At 47.5% G+C, this 21,938-nt stretch carries 8 protein-coding genes; 1 reads left to right on the top strand and 7 read right to left on the bottom strand.

Features of this window, described 5'->3' with window-relative positions; all coding sequences use genetic code 11:
- Positions 1–32 precede the first annotated feature (32 nt).
- From PP178_RS09900 to PP178_RS09885, 4 genes are all read right to left on the bottom strand, one after another.
- Positions 33–3,737, bottom strand: a complete 3,705-nt coding sequence (locus tag PP178_RS09900) for a Calx-beta domain-containing protein (RefSeq protein ID WP_272594184.1) — start codon at positions 3,735–3,737, stop codon at positions 33–35.
- A gap of 243 nt (positions 3,738–3,980) precedes the next feature.
- On the bottom strand, positions 3,981–5,915 hold the full coding sequence (locus tag PP178_RS09895; RefSeq protein ID WP_272594183.1) for an OmpA family protein: 1,935 nt from the start codon (positions 5,913–5,915) through the stop codon (positions 3,981–3,983).
- A gap of 11 nt (positions 5,916–5,926) precedes the next feature.
- A complete protein-coding gene (locus tag PP178_RS09890) occupies positions 5,927–6,880 on the bottom strand; it encodes a PorP/SprF family type IX secretion system membrane protein (RefSeq protein ID WP_272594182.1) in 954 nt (317 codons plus the stop codon).
- Positions 6,881–6,896: 16 nt separating this feature from the next.
- Positions 6,897–11,390, bottom strand: a complete 4,494-nt coding sequence (locus PP178_RS09885; RefSeq protein ID WP_272594181.1) for a gliding motility-associated C-terminal domain-containing protein — start codon at positions 11,388–11,390, stop codon at positions 6,897–6,899.
- A gap of 359 nt (positions 11,391–11,749) precedes the next feature.
- On the opposite strand from PP178_RS09885, the gene PP178_RS09880 reads away from it, so the two are divergent.
- Positions 11,750–13,342 carry a peptide chain release factor 3 gene (locus tag PP178_RS09880; protein ID WP_272594180.1) on the top strand — a complete coding sequence of 531 codons (1,593 nt, stop codon included), beginning with the start codon at positions 11,750–11,752 and terminating at the stop codon, positions 13,340–13,342.
- A gap of 35 nt (positions 13,343–13,377) precedes the next feature.
- On the opposite strand, the gene PP178_RS09875 is transcribed toward PP178_RS09880, so the two are convergent.
- The 3 genes from PP178_RS09875 to rpoB all read right to left on the bottom strand — a co-directional run bounded on the left by PP178_RS09875 (position 13,378) and on the right by rpoB (position 21,903).
- Positions 13,378–13,689, bottom strand: coding sequence for a DUF3467 domain-containing protein (locus tag PP178_RS09875; RefSeq protein WP_272594179.1), 312 nt, complete (start codon positions 13,687–13,689; stop codon positions 13,378–13,380).
- Between the two features lie 71 nt (positions 13,690–13,760).
- On the bottom strand, positions 13,761–18,056 hold the full coding sequence (rpoC, locus tag PP178_RS09870) for a DNA-directed RNA polymerase subunit beta' (RefSeq protein WP_272594178.1): 4,296 nt from the start codon (positions 18,054–18,056) through the stop codon (positions 13,761–13,763).
- 37 nt (positions 18,057–18,093) lie between these two features.
- Positions 18,094–21,903, bottom strand: a complete 3,810-nt coding sequence (rpoB, locus tag PP178_RS09865; RefSeq protein ID WP_272594177.1) for a DNA-directed RNA polymerase subunit beta — start codon at positions 21,901–21,903, stop codon at positions 18,094–18,096.
- Positions 21,904–21,938 lie beyond the last annotated feature (35 nt).

The following is a 21,938-nucleotide window of genomic DNA, read 5'->3' as shown; positions in this document are numbered from 1 at the left end:
TAAGCCAGGCTCCCGGAAAAGGAACTGTACCCCTAATTGTTTACGCGATAGGTAATTCTTCGGTTTGTAATCGTTGTACCGGGTTTAACCAGGATTACCGGTGAGAATTCAGAGGTATTATTCCCGATCGTGGCTGTGGCGGTCAAATAGTATCCTGCCCTGGCTCCACCGGAAATAGGGATACGAAAAGTAAAATAATTGGTCGAATCCGTATTCCCGTCCGGACCGGTATATAAGGATATGGTGGCATCCTGATCTGCCGGACTACCTTCTGTGACTGTACCGATGTAAGACTGACCCTCCCCGTAATCTTGTGTAAGACCTAGTAATTGATTGTCTCCCATAGTAGCAGATCCCAATGAAATATCGGCCACGAAAAGCTCGATCACAGAACCCGGTCTGGCCCATCCCCGGATCACAAGTTCCTGGCCTACGGTAGAAACTGATTCGAATATCGGGAAATTCAGCCGACCGTTAGGGCCGTCATCACCATCTCCAATATCATTAAGGCTCACGCCGTCACCATGATTCTCTCCCCGGTCCAGGTCTATCCCCAGGGAAGGTGACCTTTGGCCGTTGTTGAACATAGCATTTTGAGAAATCAGAATACCTGTGGCATCTTTATCAACCACAACCACACCTTCTCCAAAATTACTGTGAATAACATTATGGTTAATACGGGCATCACTCTCGGCAATGCGGATTCCGGCATCCTCGTACACTCCTCCTCCACAGAATATCAAAAATGTACCGTTACCCTTAATGGTGTTTTCTTCAATAACTAAAGGCCCGTCAAATTTATCGGCGTCAATTCCCGTTCCCCCGGCACCTTCTATCAAATTGTAAAATATCTGAACGTTAGTTCCATCTTTGATAAAAATGTTATCAGCGCATCCATCGGCAGTTCCATTACGATCCAGGTGGTTGTATTCCAGTAGTGTAGCATCGGCCTGGTCGATCAAAACTGCTGTTTCGGAGGCATTAGTGAAATAATTCCCAGTAGCAATTAAACTCCCTTTGGTGTGTTCTACACCGAATTCCAGTGCGCCCGGGTTACCTGAAGCGTCGGCACCTATAATATTGGAAATCAGGGAGACCGAACCATTATTAGTGACAACCGCAGCTTTATCATTGGCCGTAATTGCAAGGTTCCTTATTGATATATTGACCGCATCGGGTCTGAATACCTCCTTGGTTTGTCCTCTTACCTGTATTTCGGGGCGTTCAAATGTGGGTAAAATTGCGCCATCGGTTCCGACCGCTGTCCCGCTGGCTCCCAGGCTCCCTGGATTAGTATCGCCGGAATAGGCCGTCTGGGTGCGCCCATCTATGATGGTATTATTCCCTTTGATTGCTGATAGCTGTGCACCATCGGTTATTAAAATATCAAAGAACCCGGAGGCATAGCGAGTATCAGCTGCTCTTCCCAAGGCATCACCCGTGGGGGGGATCATGAAAATAGAAGTATCCTCCCCCGCTGCCGGGTCAAAGATGGCGTTGGCTACAATGTCCAATCCTGTTTCTCCTAATTTCTCCGAGTTAACAATAAACTGTTCTAACGAGCCCTGCCCATCCTCATTCGAATTGACAATTGTGTTGAAATTAAACCCAAAATCCAAGCCTACAGCACCTTCATTAAAAATTGTCACTGTGGCGGTGGATTGTGCTCCTGTTAAAGTATTATCACCTACATCCGTTGCCGCCGGAAAATTTCCACCGACTTTGTTACTGACAGGAATCAAAGCACTGTTCTCGAAGTTGGCTTTATAGGTCTGAACAGGAATACATTCATTACAACCTGCACCGCCGGGCCTGCTGGAACGGACTGTATTGTTAACCACCCTTACAGTATAATCCCCATTCGCCATCCCTGCGAAATCATAATAGCCCAAGGCATCTGTATTTTCCCAGGCAAAAAGATTTCCCGCACTATCGTACAATTCCACTCGTGCTCCCTCAAGCGGTATTCCGCCCGAACTTGCCATGTCCCTTCCTGCACCTCCTCCGTAATTCATATCCTCGAATACCCTCCCAATGATCAGGTTAGAGGGTACTTTCAGCACCACGGCATTCATCGCAACAAAATCCTGTCCAGTCCTGACCTGTGTAGTGGCCGTTGATTCGCCGGCCTGTATAAAAGGAGAAACATCGTAGGTGTCCAGGTCCACTCCGTGATTATTGGTATTGTTCAAGGCAGGAGTTATGGTATTGTCAAAATGAGTAGAGTTAAATGGATTGTTAGTCCCCACGCCATCGTTGTCTCCGTCTCCGGCCAAGGTATTGGTACCCGTTAACGGAGTATTGAATCGAAGGAATTCATCTACACCAAGGGTCTGGTCTCCTTCCCAAGAGAGTATCGTAGTCTTGGCCCCGGTAGAACCAATGGCATAAAAACCTGAAAGTGTAAAGCTTGTTGTATTATACCGGGTTCCATCAAACCCTTCATAAAGATTAATCGTCGACGCCGGAAGTCCGGGGGCTGTATAAAATATCATCAGGGACCAACCCCCAAGTGTAGCCTGTAGCGAACAATAGCTCCCCGTGTTATCAATGCTAAGTCCGGAGAAATCATAAACATTGGCAGAGGGGTTCGGGATTCCCAGGATGAGATCCGTAACATCTGCGGTATGACTGAAAAAATCCATCCCCGCGATCGAGGTGGTATATACTGTGGTGGCATCAACAGTCCTGCCTTCAAAGGTTACCTGGGGATCCATTACCCGCGATGAATTGGACCAGTATAACAAAGCTCTTTCAATAACTGCCCCGCCGGGGATGGGGGAACTCAAGGTGTTGGAAGAACTCGTGGTGAATGCACAGGCATCGGTATTGTTATCCTGTGTTCTGAGGGTACCCCCGGTAGTTGCATAATCCATATACCCATCAAACTGTTCCTCCAGTACCAAAGGCGTATTACCCAGTATTACTTCATTATCCGTAATGGTCCCCTTTCCCCGGTCTGTTATGGTAATCGTTGCGTTTGTACTACTCGTCATTTCAATGAAGAAGTCTTCATCGAATTCGTAAAATTCATCATCTATTATAGGAACGGTAACTGTCTGTGTCTGACCGGATACCCCGTTAAAAAACCAGGTTCCGCTGACCGCGGTATAATCCTGAGTTGCCAGGGCTGTTCCATCGGTGGTTTGGTAGTTGACGGAAAAAGGCAAAACGAACCCAGCTCCTGTGTAGGTTGCGGTAAATGTTACCGTCCCAATATCTTCGTTAGCTGTTACCTGATCTATCTTTATATTGGCGTTATAATCAGCTGTAACCATGACATTATCCAGATACATAGTTTCAGAATCCCCCCAGCCCCCGCTGTCTGATATAAAACGGATCGCAGCATCGGCCAGTAATTCGTCCGGGTCTAAGGTATACGTGAAACTGCCTGAGCCGTCCAATTCGCCTACCTTTTGAAAATTAGAACCATCCCAGAGTTGAACCTCTATCCTTTCATCACCATTGGTGGTAACATAATCAAGGGTTAATGTGGCACTAATCGCACCGCTCAGATCCAGGGAGCGTTGGATAGTCGCGTTATCAAGATTTTCAAAGTAAAGCCTGTTATTGTTAATATAGATTCTGCCTTCTTCCTCATCATTATCGTCGCCAACCTCGATCCAAGCACCGCTGAAATTCCGGGTTCCGTTATTGTTGTTGTAAGACTCGTTATCAAACCTGTCAAGGAAAGTTTCCTGTGACAAACCAATTGCTGTCACAAATAGGAAGGTCAATAAAAAAATGTTTTTACATTTAAATGAAATCATAATGCCCCGGAGGTTAGCTTTTTTCATATGAATAAAACTGAATCAGTACGATACTAACAGCCCCAAAATAAAACTCAAATAACAGATACGTAATAAAATGTTGTGAAACGGCTTGCTTACAGGGTAAACACTCGTATTGCGTGGTTAACTCCAAGAAGGAAATAAAAAAGCCCCGGTTATGGGGCTTACTTTTTCTACATTATCGCAGGCTTATTCAAGAATTATAAACTCAGATCGACGGTTGAGTTCGTGCTCCTCCTGCGTACATTTTACGCCGTTGCTACACTGATTGACCAGCTTGGTTTCCCCGTAACCTTCAAATTGAAGCCGGTCTGCCGCTATTCCCTTCGCGATCATATAATTTACTGTAGATTCGGCTCTCTTCTGAGACAAATAAAGGTTGTAGGCATCCGGACCACGGCTGTCTGTGTGCGAGTTCACCTTCAGTTTTAAACTGGGGTATTTTTCCATGGCAGCAATCACCTTCTGGATTTCAACTTCTGCGTCAGGCCTGATGTTGTATTTATCAAAATCAAAATATATCGTACTGAGCTGTAACAGTTTAGCCAGGTCGTCTCCATAGCCTCCGGTAACGGTTTCCCGCTCCAGGTAGAAGTCGATTATTCGAGGTTTGCCCTCAGAAGCCCCCAGGTATTCCTCTGCAGGGATATACCCCTGCATCACCGCACGTACAAAGTTGCCCTTATTACAGTCACAGGTCAGGGCATAGTTACCTTCCTGCCCGGTGATGGAAGACTGTATTTCCTGGTTGGATTCGTCTATTACTTTGACATTGGCACCGACCAAAAGTTCATTAGAGATCTTATCACGTACTGTACCGGTGATCTGCTGTATGCATTCAAATTGAAGCGGTTCTTTTTCCACGAAGGCGTAGATGTCATCCGCTCCCTTGCCTCCTTCGCGGTTAGATGCAAAAAATCCTTCTTTTTTATCCTCCCGGAAAACAAAGGTAAAGTCATCTTTGGGGCTGTTCACAGGGCGCCCGACATTCTTGACAGGACCTTCAAAATCATCCCTCAGGATCTTCGCTGCAAAGACGTCCAAACCGCCCAGTCCCAGGTGACCATCTGATGAGAAATATAGTATTTCATTGTCCGTGATATAAGGGAAAGTTTCGCGAGCTTCCGTATTGATCACGGGGCCCAAATTCTCAGGAGATCCGAAAGTGCCGTCATCATTGATCTTTGCCCTGAAGATGTCCGATTCGCCAAGGGTTCCCGGCATATCGGATGCAAAATACAGGAACTTCCCATCAGGGCTTAACGCAGGATTAGCCACGGAATATGCATCACTGTTGATCGGCAGGTCTTCGATGATCAGCCACTCCCCTTCTGATTTGGTGGCCCGGTATATTTTAAGCCGGACGATCCCATTCTTGCCTTTCACCAGTTTCCCGTCCTTTTCATTGTTCCGGGTAAAATAGAGGGTATTCCCGTCCGGGGTGACGGCGGTGGTCGACTCGTGCCAGCGCGAATTAACATTCTCTACCTTGACCACTTTCTCCAGGGAAATACTATCGGCATTCACCTTATACAGGTCCAGGAAATCCTTTGCTGTCCAGGTATGACGGTATCTTGCGAGGTTCCCTGTATCTCGGTCCGAAGAAAATATAAGTCCCTCGCGGTAAAAGGTCGGCGCGAAATCTGAATAGGGGGAATTATAGGCAAATGGTTTAAGTGTGTAACGACCGGAATTCTTCTCAATATCTTCCAGGTAATCAGCTTCTGAACTGAACCGGGAGGCCCGTTCATCATCCCCGGTCATTGCGACAAATTGTTGCATTACCTTATTGGATTCTTCGTATTTGGCAATCGATTTTAACGATTGGCTGTATCGGAAATAATAATCCGGCGTCAGGTCATCAGGGTATTCAGCAATCAGTCGCTTATAAATATCCGCGGCCTTGGCGTATTCCGAATTAAAGTAATAGGCATTCCCAAGTCGTTTCAGCAGGTCTGCGGAAACGTAACCCTTATCCAGAACTTTTTGATAGATATCTATAGCCGGAGTAAAAGAATAGTCCTGGTACTTTTCGTTGGCCTTATTCATCAGTCGTTCCTGGGCTATCCCCGGTAAGGCCAGGGACAATGCCAGAATACATAGTAACAGTGATCTCATTTTCATGGACTATTAATTTAAAAGAATCGTGGTGATACCAACCTACGGTAAGAACGCACCAATTCAAAACGAAGGAATACCTCAAATGAGCCATCGTTAAAGGTGGTGCTTCCCAGCTCCGTGGTCTCCTTATCATATGCAAGGCCGATCATGAACTGGTCGGAGAGTTGAAACCCAACCAGGGCACTCAGCGCGGCATCCCAACGGTAAGCTGCTCCAAAAGAAAATTTCTCATTCAGCAAAAAAGTCGTAGAAAGATCGAGCTGTATAGGCGCACCCCCTACTACCTTGGTAAGGATAGCCGGTTTAAATTTTAAGGAAGGGTTCAGGTCCATCACGTAACCGGTAATAAAATAGAAATTCATCCGCTCCCTGGACAGGAACTGCACATCGTTAGCATCGCGCTGGGAGTTGTCAAAATGATCGGTCTCCAGCATATTTGGCGTAGACAATCCGGCGTAAAAGGTGTTGGTATGGTAATAGAGTCCCAGCCCAAAATTCGGTGAGAACCTGTTCTCTATATTATCCCCGGAAATAGGCTCGTCATCAAAATTATTAAGGCTGGAGAAGTCGAGATTCAGCAAATGCCCCCCGGCTTTAAGCCCGAAAGACATCTTGCCTTCCTCGGAAACATCAATAGTATAGGAAACCACCGCATCCAGGTAGGTTTCCTGCACCACACCATCCCCTATGTTATCATTGACAACAGAAATTCCATACCCTACCCTGCTGTTCCTGATCGGGGAATGCAGGTTAATGGTCTGGGTTTCCGGTGCTCCTTCCAGGCCCACCCATTGGGAGCGATAGAGTGCTGCTGCGCTGAGCTGGCCTCTGGAGCCGGCGTAGGCCGGGTTCACACTCATGGTATTATACATGTACTGCGTATATTGTGCATCCTGTTGCGCAAAGAGACCTGCAGTGAGAACAAGGCTACAGACCAGGGTAAGCAGGAAGTTATTATTCTTGATCATAATTGGCTTCTATGCATTAATTACTGATAAATAAGGGACCGCTATCAGAGATGAATTCTCCGTCAAGGGTATACTCAAAGATATAATAATATACGCCCGATGGCAGGTACTCCTCGGAACCGAATGTAGATATCCCCCTGGCACGGCCATCAAAGACATTATTCTGGTTATTATAGTCATCACCTATGTATACGGGACGTCCCCAACGATTATAGATCCTTAGTTTGTTATCCGGAACACGATCAACGCCCCTGATAAAGAGGAAATCGTTCTTACCGTCGTTATTGGGGGTCACCATCTGGTTCACCTCTATTTTATCTATGCTGGGTCTATCATCCCTTGGATCCAAATAATCCGGGGTTCCATCATCGTCCGTATCGTCATTGGTCGGATCGTTATCATTGTTGGCATCCTCATCCGGGGTATCTATATCATCGCCATCATCGTCAAAATCACGGTAGTTCACATCCTCCGTACCATCGGTATCCGGTAAATCTAAAGCAGGAATATCGATCTCATCGTTCACGTCAAAACCATCATTGGTATCTGATCCTTCGTAGCCGTTATCCAGGCCATCCATATCATCATCCACCCCGGTAAATAACTGGTCGGGCTGCCCGTCAAAATTAAAGTCGTTCCCTTCATTATTATCAGGAACCAAATCGTTGTCGGTATCGAGGTCCAGGTAATCCGGTTCGTCGGTACCATCCGTGTTTACCGGGGTCAGTCCGCCTGGGTAAGCCGAATTTACTCCCTCATTACTTTCATAGGTAGCTGAATCATCATCGTTAGGTGGAATATAGCCATCCGTGGTCTGGGCCTCAACGTTATCCGGGATGCCGTCATTATCCGAGTCTATGTCTAAGTGGTTCGGGTAGCCGTCATTATCCGAGTCGATGGGGTTGGACAGCGGATCGTCGTCCCCGTCGGTATTCGGGTCCTCTACGCTATCAAGTATACCGTCGTTATCGTCATCCAGGTCTGTGCTGTCCGGAACGCCGTCACCGTCTGTATCTGTACCGTCTTCTCCGGGAGAATCAGGATCAAGGTAATCCGGGGTTCCATCCATGTCGGTATCGTCATTGGTAGGATCGTTATCGTTGTTGGCATCCTCGTCCGGGGTGTCAATGCCATCGCCGTCGTCATCCAGGTCGCGGTAATTGACATCCTCGGTACCATCCGTATCCGGCAGGTCATTGGCCGGGTCATCGATCTCGTCGTTCACATCAAAACCGTCGTTGGTATCCGATCCTTCATAACCATTGTCCAGGCCGTCCATATCATCGTCCACCCCCGTAAAGGTCTGGTCGGGCTGCCCGTCAAAATTAAAGTCGTTCCCTTCATTGTTATCCGGTACCAGGTCGTTGTCCGAATCTAAGTCCAGGTAATCCGGCTCGTCCGCGCCGTCGGTATTGACCGGGGTAAGTCCCTCATCCCCACTACCTTCGTAGGCATTATCCAGCCCGTCCATATCATCGTCCAGCCCGCTAGGCGGAACATATCCATCGGTGGTCTGGGCCTCCACGTTGTCCGGGATACCGTCATCATCCGAGTCGATATCCAGGTGGTTCGGTATCCCGTCTCCATCGGAATCGGCAGGATCCGTAAGCGGATTTTCATCCCCATCGGTATTCGGATCTTCCACGCTGTCCGGGATACCGTCGTTATCGTCATCCAGGTCTACATTATCAGGAACGTTATCGCCATCGGTATCGGTATTATCTCCACCGCCGGAATCAGGATCCAGGTAATCCGGGGTCCCATCCATATCGGTATCGTCATTGGTCGGATCGTTATCGTTGTTGGCATCCTCGTCCGGGGTGTCAATGTTATCGCCGTCATCGTCCAGGTCGCGATAGTTCACATCCTCGGTGCCATCCGTATCCGGCAGGTCGTTGGCCGGGTCGTCGATCTCGTCGTTGACATCAAAACCATCATTGGTATCGCTGCCTTCGTAACCGTTATCCAGGCCGTCCATATCATCGTCCACGCCGGTGAACACCTGGTCGGGCTGCCCGTCAAAATTAAAGTCGTTCCCTTCATTGTTATCCGGTACCAGGTCGTTGTCCGAATCTAAGTCCAGGTAATCCGGCTCGTCCGTGCCGTCGGTATTGACCGGGGTAAGTCCTTCATCCCCACTACCTTCATAAGCATTATCCAAACCATCCATGTCATCGTCCAACCCGGTAGGCGGGATATATCCGTCAGTAGTCTGGGCTTCCACGTTGTCCGGGATACCGTCATCATCCGAGTCGATATCCAGGTGGTTCGGTATCCCGTCACCATCAGAATCGGCAGGATCCGTAAGCGGATTATCATCCCCATCGGTATTCGGATCTTCCACGCTGTCCGGGATACCGTCGTTATCGTCATCCAGGTCTACATTATCAGGAACGTTATCGCCATCGGTATCGGTATTATCTCCACCACCGGAATCAGGATCAAGGTAGTCCGGGGTCCCATCCATATCGGTATCGTCATTGGTAGGGTCGTTATCGTTGTTGGCATCCTCGTCCGGGGTGTCAATGTTATCGCCGTCATCGTCCAGGTCACGGTAGTTGACATCCTCGGTACCATCCGTATCCGGCAGGTCATTGGCCGGGTCATCGATCTCGTCATTCACATCAAAACCGTCGTTGGTATCCGATCCTTCGTAGCCGTTATCCAGGCCGTCCATATCATCGTCCACTCCCGTAAAGGTCTGGTCGGGCTGCCCGTCAAAATTAAAGTCGTTCCCTTCATTGTTATCCGGTACCAGGTCGTTGTCCGAATCCAGGTCCAGGTAATCCGGCTCGTCCGTGCCATCGGTATTGACCGGGGTAAGTCCTTCATCCCCACTACCTTCATAAGCATTATCCAAACCATCCATGTCATCGTCCAACCCGGTAGGCGGGATATATCCGTCAGTAGTCTGGGCTTCCACGTTGTCCGGGATACCGTCATCATCCGAGTCGATATCCAGGTGGTTGGGAATTCCATCCCCATCGGAATCGGTAGGATCTGTTAGCGGGTTGTCATCCCCGTCAGTATTGGGGTCTTCCACGCTGTCCGGGATGCCGTCATTATCGTCATCCTGATCTACATTATCAGGAACGTTATCTCCATCCGTATCGGTATTATCACCTCCACCGTCCGAATCGGGGTCCAGGTAGTCCGGAGTATTGTCGCCATCGGTATCATCATTGGTAGGGTCCCCGTCATCATCTGCGTCTTCATGGCGTGTAATGGTACCATCGCCATCATCATCCATATCCCGGTAATTTACATCCTCGGTACCATCGGTATCCGGCAGGTCGTTGGCCGGGTCGTCAATCTCGTCGTTAACATCAAAGCCATCATTGGTATCCGATCCTTCATAACCATTGTCCAGGCCGTCCATATCATCGTCCACCCCCGTAAAGGTCTGGTCGGGCTGACCGTCAAAATTGAAGTCGTTCCCCTCGTTATTATCGGGCACTAAATCGTTATCCGTATCCAGGTCTCGGTAATCAGGCAGATCTGTTCCGTCCGTATTTTCGGGGTTTATGCCCTCGTTTCCAGGGCTATCGTAGGCATTGTCCAAACCATCACCGTCATCGTCCTGTGCTGTAGGCGGGATATAACCGGAGGTGGTCTGTCCTTCCACGTTGTCGGGGATACCATCATTATCGGAGTCAATGTCCCTGAAATCGGGATTTGTATCAGCATCGGTGTTCACCGGGGAAAGTCCTTCCCCGGCTCCCGGACTAGATTCGTAATGATCATCGAGGCCGTTACCATCTGTATCGTTGACGCAAACAGGGATAAAGCTGTCGCTATGCTGTGCTTCTATATTATCTATGATTCCGTCGTCGTCTGAATCGATATCTCTGAAGTCCGGTCTCTGGTCATGATCGGTATCTTCAGGGCTGATCCCCTCACCGGCACCGGGAGCAGATTCGTAGTGATCATCAAGACCGTTGCCGTCGGCATCAACATCACAGACAGCGATAAAGCTATCGGTTGGTTGGGCCTCCACATTATCCAGGATCCCATCATTGTCAGAATCGATATCAAGGAAGTCGGGAACCCCGTCATGATCAGTGTCTACAGGGATCAATCCCCCGCAGGCACCGGGACTGGGCTCGTAATGATCGTCTAATCCATTTCCATCGGTATCCACCCCACAAGGCGCGATAAAGCCCGAGGTAGTCTGTGCTTCAACATTATCGAGGATCCCGTCATTATCGGAATCGATGTCCAGGTAATTTGGCACCCCATCGTGATCCGTGTCCGTCGGGTTGGTGGTAGGATCGTCGTCACCATCCGTATTGGCATCTTCGTTGGTATCTATGATCCCATCGTTATCGTCATCGATGTCTGTATTGTCCGGAACCCCATCACCATCTGTATCGGTATAAAAAATAGTGGGCATCTCCACCGAGCCATGGGCTAGCAGAGGGGAGGTATATAAGAAAATAGCCAGGAGAGCTGCGGGGACTAAGCCCAGGATCGCAGTTTTCCCCTTGGTTGCAGGAGTAAAGTCTTCCATAAATGATAGTTTTGGTTGAAACGTATCACCATGGCATTTCGTCGGAAGCAGGTAAGAATTGGGCAATTCTAAAACTATTGCAAGATAGCTTATAAACAATCTCACTCAAACTGATTTCGGGGGATAGCGCCTAAAATATCCTTTAACGTCAATTTTCTTCGATGAAGCGCATATAATCGGAGTGGTCGTAGTTTAACATATCTCTTAAATTAGTGATTTCCGGGCTTTCCCCCATAGAACATCGATAAAAGTCGATTAGACAGGTCAGCCTGCTGTTGTTGAGTGCTATGTCTGCAGAAATCCACCCCACGAGCATTATATCGAGCGAATTTGACTTATTTTTGCACAAATTTTATTGCATGAGCTTTCTGAAGGAAATTGAAAAGCGCCGGACCTTCGGCATCATCTCTCACCCCGATGCCGGGAAGACCACTCTTACGGAGAAACTCCTGTTATTCGGGGGTGCTATTCAAGAAGCGGGCGCTGTTAAAAACAATAAAATCAAAAAAGCGGCCACGAGTGATTTTATGGAGATTGAAAGGCAACGGGGAATCTCTGTCGCTACCTCTGTACTGGCATTTATATACAAGGATAAAAAAATAAATATCCTGGATACCCCGGGACACAAGGATTTCGCAGAGGACACCTTCCGGACCCTTACGGCCGTTGACAGTGTGATCGTAGTGATCGATGTCGCAAAAGGTGTGGAGGAACAGACCGAGAAGCTGGTAGAGGTTTGCCGGATGCGTAACATTCCCATGATCGTCTTTATTAATAAACTTGACCGTGAGGGACGAGATGCTTTTGACCTGCTGGACGAGGTGGAACAGAAACTCGGGCTTACCGTAACTCCCCTGAGCTTCCCTATAGGAATGGGATATGATTTTAAGGGGATTTATAACCTCTGGGAAAAGAACATCAACCTCTTTAAGGGAGAGAGCAAGAAAAAAATTGAAGACACCATTGCCTTTGATGACCTGGAAAGCGAAGAGCTGGAAAAGATTATCGGTGAGAAAGCGGCGGATACATTACGAGAAAACCTGGAACTGGTTCACGGGGTATATCCCGACTTTGACAAGGAAGCTTACCTGGCCGGGCAACAGCAACCGGTCTTCTTCGGATCAGCGCTGAATAATTTCGGGGTTCGGGAAATGCTGGACTGTTTCGTGGATATTGCCCCTCCTCCCCGTCCTAAGAAGGCAGAAGAAAGGGTAGTCACCGCCAAAGAGAAAGAAATGACCGGTTTTGTATTTAAGATCCACGCCAATATGGATCCTAAACACAGGGACCGTCTTGCTTTTGTCAAGATTGTTTCAGGTACTTTTGAACGCAACAAACCCTACCTGCACGTCAGGCATAATAAGAACCTCAAATTTTCCAGTCCTAACGCCTTCTTTGCAGAAAAGAAAGAGATCGTAGATGTTTCTTATCCCGGCGATATTGTCGGTTTACACGATACCGGGAACTTTAAGATCGGGGATACCTTGACCGAAGGAGAAGTATTACATTATAAAGGGATCCCGAGTTTCTCCCCCGAGCACTTCCGCTATATCAATAACGCAGACCCAATGCGTTCCAAGCAATTGAACAAAGGGATAGACCAGTTGATGGATGAAGGGGTGGCACAGCTCTTTACACTGAACCTGAATGGCAGGAAAGTGATAGGAACCGTGGGCGCACTGCAATACGAAGTAATACAGTACCGTTTAGAGCACGAATACGGGGCCAAATGTACTTATGAGAATTTCCCGGCCTATAAAGCCTGTTGGGTAGAACCCCAGGATCCGTCTAACGAAGAATTTTCAGAATTTCAGCGGGTAAAACAAAAATTCCTCGCTACGGATAAACGGGGACAGCTTGTTTTCCTCGCAGATTCACAGTTCTCACTGCAGATGACACAACAGAAATACCCCTCGGTAAAACTGCATTTCACTTCAGAATTCAACGCATAAAAAAAGGCCTCCGATCAGAGGCCTTTTCTATCTGCTTAAGCTTCACCCGGAGGCCCGAAATTCATCGGGATATTGGGCTGCTCATAATCCTGTATGGATCCGTGCGATTTCTCAAAACGGGCCACGTTTTCTTTCAGTGCCTTCAGGAATTTCTTGGCGTGCTGTGGGGTTAAGATCACCCTGCTTTTCACCTTCGCCTTGGGCGCTCCCGGCATCAGGCTGATAAAATCTACCACGAATTCGGACGCTGAATGATTGATGATCGCGAGATTGGAATAGGTTCCTTCCGCGGTTTTTTCATCTAACTCTATATTGATCTGTTTGTTTTTATTTTCGTTTTCAGCCATGGTCGGTCTGTTTACAATTAGACATAAAAAAACCCCGACCAGTTGAGATCGGGGTTTTTATAAATATATGATTAAAACTTCAGTTCCTCTTTGCGGGCCATGATCTCATCGTATTCTTCCTTAGATCCTACAATGATATTTTCATAATCGCGCATTCCGGTTCCGGCCGGGATCCTGTGACCTACGATCACGTTCTCCTTAAGACCTTCTAAGTCATCAACCTTACCGCTAACCGCCGCTTCGTTCAGTACCTTGGTAGTCTCCTGGAAGGATGCCGCCGAGATGAAAGATTTGGTTTGCAGCGAAGCCCTTGTAATACCTTGCAGAATTGGTGTAGCCGTAGCCGCCACCGCGTCTCTTGCAGATACCAGGGTTTTATCAGAACGCTTCAGGATAGAGTTCTCGTCCCTGAGCTCACGAGCCGTAATGATCTGGCCAGGCTTCAGGTTCTCGGATTCTCCTGCATCGTCTACCACCTTCTTACCAAAGATGTTATCGTTCTCACGGATAAAGTCGTCCTTATGAACCAACTGGTTCTCCAGGAAGGTAGTATCTCCAGAATCCTGGATTCTTACCTTACGCATCATCTGCCTGACAACTACCTCAAAGTGTTTGTCATTGATCTTCACACCCTGTAGACGATATACTTCCTGTACTTCGTTCACCAGGTATTGCTGAACTGCAGATGGTCCTTTGATCGCCAGGATATCTTCCGGGGTAATAGACCCGTCTGATAATGGCATACCGGCACGAACGTAATCATTCTCCTGTACCAGGATCTGGTTAGAGAGTTTTACCAGGTACTTCTTCACTTCACCCAGTTTGGATTCAATGATGATCTCCCTGTTACCTCGTTTGATCTTACCAAAAGAAACCACACCGTCTATCTCGGAAACAACTGCCGGGTTAGATGGGTTACGCGCCTCAAAGAGCTCGGTTACCCTAGGAAGACCTCCTGTAATATCCCCTGCTTTTGCAGATTTACGTGGAATCTTCACAAGGATCTTACCTTCTTTGATCTTATCCCCGTCGTCTACCATGATATGCGATCCAACCGGAAGGTTGTACGAACGCAATACTTCGTCCTTGCTGTTCTTGATCAACAGGGTTGGAATCAATTTCTTATTCCTGGATTCAGTGATCACTTTCTCCTGGAACCCGGTCTGTTCGTCAATTTCTACCTGGAAAGTAACGCCCTGCTCGATATTCTCGTAAGCGATCTTTCCTGGGAATTCAGAAACAATTACACCGTTATATGGATCCCACTGGCAAACGATCTGTCCTTTCTCTACTTTCTCACCATTTTTAACGAACAACTGTGATCCGTAAGGAATGTTGTTTGTACTTAAGGTGATACCGGTCTTCGCATCAACGATCTTGATCTCAGAAGTCCTGGAGATAACGATGTCATTCTTCTTGTCGCCATCATTATCCTTAACTGTCCTCAGATCCTCGATCTCCGCAATACCGTTAAAGCGAGCTTCCAGTTTATTATCTTCAGAAATGTTTCCTGCAATACCTCCAACGTGGAAGGTACGTAGGGTAAGCTGAGTTCCCGGTTCCCCGATAGATTGTGCTGCCACAACCCCGACGGCTTCACCTCTCTGTACCATTTTATTGGTAGACAGGTTACGTCCGTAACACATGGCACAGATACCTTTCTGAGCCTCGCAGGTCAACGGCGAACGCACTTCAATTCGTTCAACAGGAGAAGCTTCGATTTTCTTAAGATCAGCTTCCATGATCTCCTGCCCTGCTTTCAGCAACAGCTCCTCCGTAAGTGGATCGTACACATCGTGTAATGAAACTCGTCCGAGAATCCTTTCACCCAGTGACTCTACCACCTCTTCGTTCTTCTTCAAGGCCTCGACCTCGATTCCCCTAAGGGTCTCACAGTCTTCGGTATTGACGATCACATCCTGTGAAACATCTACCAGCCTACGGGTCAGGTATCCTGCATCCGCGGTCTTAAGTGCGGTATCCGCAAGTCCTTTACGTGCACCGTGAGTAGAGATAAAGTATTCCAGGATCGATAGCCCTTCCTTAAAGTTAGAGAGGATGGGGTTTTCAATAATTTCACCACCTCCGGCAGTAGACTTCTTAGGCTTCGCCATCAGTCCACGCATACCGGTAAGCTGTCGGATCTGCTCTTTAGATCCCCTTGCACCGGAATCCAACATCATATATACCGAGTTGAATCCTTGCTGATCCTCACGGATACGCTTCATCGCGAGTTCCGTAAGCATAGCATTGGTAGAGGTCCAAACATCGATCACCTGGTTATAACGTTCGTTATTGGTGATCAGACCCATGTTATAGTTCATCATAATGCCATCAACCTGCTCATTGGCTTCGGCGATCATTTCGTGTTTCTCCTGTGGGATGATAATATCTCCGAGGCTGAAGGACAATCCACCTTTAAAAGCGAAATCATACCCCATGCTCTTGATCTTATCAAGGAATTCTGCCGTGGTAGGAACATCTGTTACAGCCAGGATTCGACCGATAATATCACGAAGCGACTTCTTATTCAAGACGTCGTTCACGTAACCGGCTTGTTCCGGTACTACCATGTTGAAGAGTACCCTACCTACTGTGGTTGGGATGATCTGGTTGACCAGCTCTCCTTTTTCGTTGAAATCCTTTGCCCTAACCTTGATACCGGCGTTCAGCTCCAGGCGACCTTCGTTGAAAGCGATCACCACTTCCTCGTAAGAATAGAAGGTTAAACCTTCACCTTTTACCGTATAATCGTCGGTAGTCTTGCGCTCTTTGGTCATGTAGTACAGACCCAGTACCATATCCTGTGACGGTACCGTGATCGGTGACCCATTCGCAGGGTTCAGGATGTTATGAGAGGCAAGCATTAATAACTGAGCTTCCAGGATGGCTTCCGGCCCAAGTGGCAAGTGTACTGCCATCTGGTCACCATCAAAGTCGGCGTTAAATGCCGTACACACCAATGGGTGCAGGCGGATCGCCTTACCTTCGATCAGTTTTGGCTGGAAAGCCTGTATCCCCAGCCTGTGCAGCGTGGGGGCCCGGTTCAATAGTACCGGGTGTCCTTTCAGTACGTTTTCAAGGATATCCCAAACCACCGGCTCTTTCTTGTCGATGATCTTCTTGGCCGATTTAACGGTCTTAACGATTCCTCGTTCGATCAACTTACGAATCACAAATGGCTTGTAGAGCTCTGCCGCCATATCTTTTGGCAGACCACATTCGTATAATTTCATTTCAGGACCTACAACGATCACGGAACGAGCAGAATAATCCACACGTTTACCAAGCAGGTTCTGACGGAAACGTCCTTGTTTTCCTTTCAGGGAATCTGAAAGGGATTTTAACGGACGGTTAGATTCTGTTTTTACAGCAGAAGCTTTACGGGTGTTATCAAAAAGTGAATCCACAGCTTCCTGCAGCATACGCTTCTCGTTACGAAGGATTACCTCAGGAGCTTTGATCTCCATCAGTCGCTTCAGACGGTTGTTACGGATAATTACCCTACGGTAAAGATCGTTAAGGTCTGAAGTCGCAAAACGACCACCATCCAATGGCACCAGCGGGCGTAATTCCGGTGGGATCACAGGGATCACCTTCATGATCATCCACTCCGGGTTATTCTCACGGTTATCTTGCGATTCCCTAAGCGCTTCTACAACCTGCAGCCTTTTAAGGGCTTCGGTCTTACGCTGTTTAGAGGTCTCTGTATTGGCCTTGTGGCGCAGGTCATAAGACAATTGCTTAAGGTCTATACGAGACAATAATTCGATTAAGCACTCTGCTCCCATTTTAGCGATGAACTTGTTGGGATCAGAATCTTCCAGGTATTGGTTCTCTCTTGGGATGCTTTCAAGAATATTCAGGTATTCCTCTTCTGTAAGGAAATCCATTTTCTTGATCTCTTCCCCTTCAGGACCTTTGGCGATACCGGGCTGGATCACGACATAACGCTCATAGTATATGATCATGTCCAGTTTCTTGGACGGAAGTCCAAGAAGGTAGCCGATCTTGTTTGGAAGGGAACGGAAATACCAGATATGTGCTACAGGGACAACCAGGTTGATGTGACCTACCCTGTCTCTCCGTACTTTTTTCTCGGTTACCTCTACTCCACAACGGTCGCAGACGATTCCGCGGTAACGGATACGCTTATACTTACCACACGCACACTCATAATCCTTTACAGGACCAAAGATACGTTCACAAAACAGGCCATCGCGCTCTGGTTTGTGCGTTCTATAGTTAATAGTTTCCGGCTTCAACACTTCTCCCCGGGACTCTGCCAGGATGGACTCCGGAGAGGCCAGACCGATGGAAATCTTGTTGAACCGTTTTTGTTGTGTATTATCTTTTAATCTAGCCATAATGCTAATGGTGATAGTAAATTAAATATGTGTGTAATTATTCTTCCAGTCTGATGTCCAAGCCCAATCCCTTGAGTTCGTGCATCAATACATTGAAAGATTCTGGCAATCCAGGTTCCGGCATAGTCTCACCTTTAACGATAGATTCGTAGGTTTTCGCCCTACCGATCACGTCATCAGATTTAACGGTCAGGATCTCTCTCAGGGTTGCAGAAGCCCCATAGGCCTCCAGTGCCCAGACTTCCATCTCCCCGAATCGCTGTCCACCAAACTGGGCTTTACCACCCAATGGCTGCTGCGTGATCAACGAGTATGGCCCGATAGACCTTGCGTGCATCTTGTCATCTACCATGTGTCCTAATTTCAACATGTAGATTACACCTACGGTTGCAGGCTGGTCAAAACGCTGACCGGTTCCACCATCGTAAAGATAGGTGTGACCGAAACGCGGGATCCCGGCTTCATCGGTATACTTGTTGATCTCATCAATGGTTGCACCATCGAAGATCGGAGTAGCATATTTCTTACCGAGTTTGAGCCCTGCCCATCCAAGTACGGTTTCATAGATCTGCCCGATGTTCATACGCGATGGTACCCCAAGTGGGTTCAGCACGATATCTACCGGTGTTCCGTCTTCAAGGAACGGCATATCTTCCTGGCGAACGATCCTGGCAACAATACCCTTGTTACCGTGACGACCTGCCATCTTATCACCCACTTTCAGCTTACGCTTCTTAGCGATATAGACTTTGGCCAGTTTCATGATCCCGGCAGGAAGTTCATCCCCGACAGAAATCGTGAATTTATCTCTTCTCAGGTTACCCTGCAGGTCATTTAATTTAATCTTGTAGTTATGCAGCAGGTCGGCTACCAAAGCGTTAGTCGCTTTGTCGGTAGTCCAGCTTCCGCCTACCAGGTGGGCGAAATCATCTACTGCGTTCAACATCTTCATGGTGTACTTCTTACCTTTTGGAAGAACTTCTTCCCCAAGGTCGTTCAGTACTCCTTGTGAAGTCTTGCCATTGACGATCTTAAAGAGCTTTTCTATAAGAACATCCTTCAGTTGCTGGAATTTAACTTCGTACTCCAGCTCCAGTTTAGCAATTGCTTCTTTATCTTCAGAACGCTTACGCTTGTCCTTGATAGAACGCGAGAACAATTTCTTGTCTATCACAACTCCACGCAGGGATGGAGAAGCCTTTAATGAGGCATCTTTAACATCGCCCGCCTTATCACCAAAGATGGCGCGAAGCAGTTTTTCTTCTGGGGTCGGGTCAGATTCACCTTTTGGAGTAATCTTACCGATAAGGATATCACCGGGTTTTACCTCGGCACCGATACGGATCATACCGTACTCATCCAGGTCCTTAGTGGCTTCTTCAGAAACGTTAGGGATATCATTGGTCAATTCTTCAGCACCCAACTTAGTGTCCCTTACTTCCAGGGCATATTCATCTATATGGATAGAAGTAAAGATATCCTCGCGGACCACTTTCTCAGAGATCACGATCGCATCCTCAAAGTTGTATCCTTTCCAGGGCATAAACGCTACCTGCAGGTTACGTCCTAATGCCAGTTCACCGCTTTCTGTGGCGTATCCTTCACAAAGAACCTGTCCTTTTTTCACCTTATCACCCTTGCGGACAATAGGCTTCAGGTTAATACTGGTCCCTTGGTTAGTCTTCCTGAACTTGACCAGGTCATAGGTCTTGGAATCTTCATCAAAACTTACAAGCTGCTGCTCGTCCGTCCTTTCATAACGAATGGTAATCTGCTTAGCATCTACATACTCTATGGTACCATCGCCTTCAGCGTTGATCAGTACCCTGGAGTCCGAAGCTACCTGCTGCTCTAAACCGGTTCCTACGATAGGAGACTGTGGCTTTAACAACGGTACTGCCTGGCGCATCATGTTAGATCCCATCAGTGCACGGTTTGCATCATCATGCTCCAGGAACGGAATAAGAGATGCTGAAATAGACGCGATCTGGTTAGGAGCAACATCGGTATAATTGACCTCTTTTGGATCCACCACCGGGAAGTCACCTTCCTCACGGGCAATTACCTTTTCACGGTCAATGGTCCCATCATCCTTTAACGGGATGTTGGCCTGGGCGATCTTCATTCCTTCTTCTTCCTCTGCGCTCAGGTACCTGAATTCTTTGGTATCTACTTTCCCATCCTCAACCTTACGGTATGGAGTTTCCAGGAAGCCCATTGGGTTAACCTTGGCAAACACAGAAAGGGAAGAGATCAGACCAATGTTCGGTCCTTCAGGTGTTTCAATAGGACAAAGTCGTCCGTAATGTGTATAGTGAACGTCACGCACCTCGAAACCTGCACGCTCCCTGGAGAGACCACCTGGTCCCAGGGCTGAAAGTCTACGCTTATGCGTGATCTCGGCCAGCGGGTTGGTCTGGTCCATGAACTGTGATAACTGGTTGGTTCCGAAGAACGAGTTGATCACAGAAGAAAGGGTTTTAGCATTGATAAGGTCGATCGGGGTGAAGACCTCGTTATCACGTACATTCATACGCTCACGAATGGTCCTTGCCATACGGGCAAGACCTACCCCGAACTGGGATGATAACTGCTCCCCTACCGTACGTACACGTCGGTTAGAAAGGTGGTCAATATCATCGATCTCTGCCTTAGAGTTGATCAGTTCTATCAGGTACTTGATGATGGTAATGATATCTTCTTTGGTCAGGACCTGCTTGTCCATCCCGATATCAAGACCAAGTTTCTTATTCATCCTGTAACGACCTACCTCACCGAGGTTGTATCGCTGGTCAGAGAAGAACAATTTATCAATGATTCCACGTGCGGTTTCCTCATCTGGTGGTTCCGCGTTACGCAGCTGCCTGTAGATATGCTCTACTGCCTCTTTCTCAGAGTTGGTAGGGTCTTTCTGCAGAGTATTATGGATGATAGCATAGTCAGACTGTGCATTGTTCTCCTTGTGAAGCAGAATAGTCTTCACATCGGCGTCCATGATCTCGTCTATATGCTCTTTCTCCAGTACAGTATCACGATCCAGGATAATTTCGTTCCTTTCAATAGAAACAACTTCTCCGGTGTCTTCGTCCACAAAATCTTCGTGCCAGGTGTTCAGCACACGGGCCGCCAGTTTACGTCCCAATACTTTCTTTAATCCGGCCTTGGAAACTTTAACTTCCTCAGAGAGGTCAAAGATTTCAAGAATGTCCTTGTCACGCTCAAATCCAATGGCGCGGAACAGGGTAGTTACCGGTAATTTTTTCTTACGATCGATATAGGCGTACATAACGCTGTTGATATCGGTCGCAAATTCTATCCATGATCCTTTAAATGGAATTACCCTTGCAGAGTACAACTTAGTTCCGTTAGCGTGGAACGATTGCCCGAAGAATACACCAGGAGATCGGTGTAACTGGGAAACAACCACACGTTCGGCACCGTTGATCACAAAGGTTCCACTAGGGGTCATGTAAGGTATAGTACCTAGGTACACGTCCTGGACGATAGTCTCGAAGTCTTCGTGCTCAGGATCTGTACAGTATAATTTTAATCTAGCTTTTAAGGGTACGCTGTATGTAAGCCCACGCTCAATACATTCTTGGATAGAATAGCGAGGTGGATCTATAAAGTAGTCCAGGAATTCCAGCACAAACTGGTTTCTGGTATCGGTAATTGGAAAGTTTTCCATGAAGGTATTGTACAAACCTTCATTCCCTCTTTCGTCAGATTTTGTTTCAAGTTGAAAAAAATCTTGAAATGATTTAATCTGAATGTCCAAGAAATCCGGATATTCCGGTATGTTCTTAGCGGATGCGAAACTTATTCTTTCAGTCTGATTTGTGAACATCAATGGACAAAATTTTGATCGTGAATATTAATGTA

This window comes from Zeaxanthinibacter sp. PT1 (genome assembly GCF_028464225.1).
Taxonomy (GTDB): Bacteria; Bacteroidota; Bacteroidia; order Flavobacteriales; family Flavobacteriaceae; genus Zeaxanthinibacter.
This window is presented reverse-complemented; position numbering and strand designations above follow the sequence as displayed.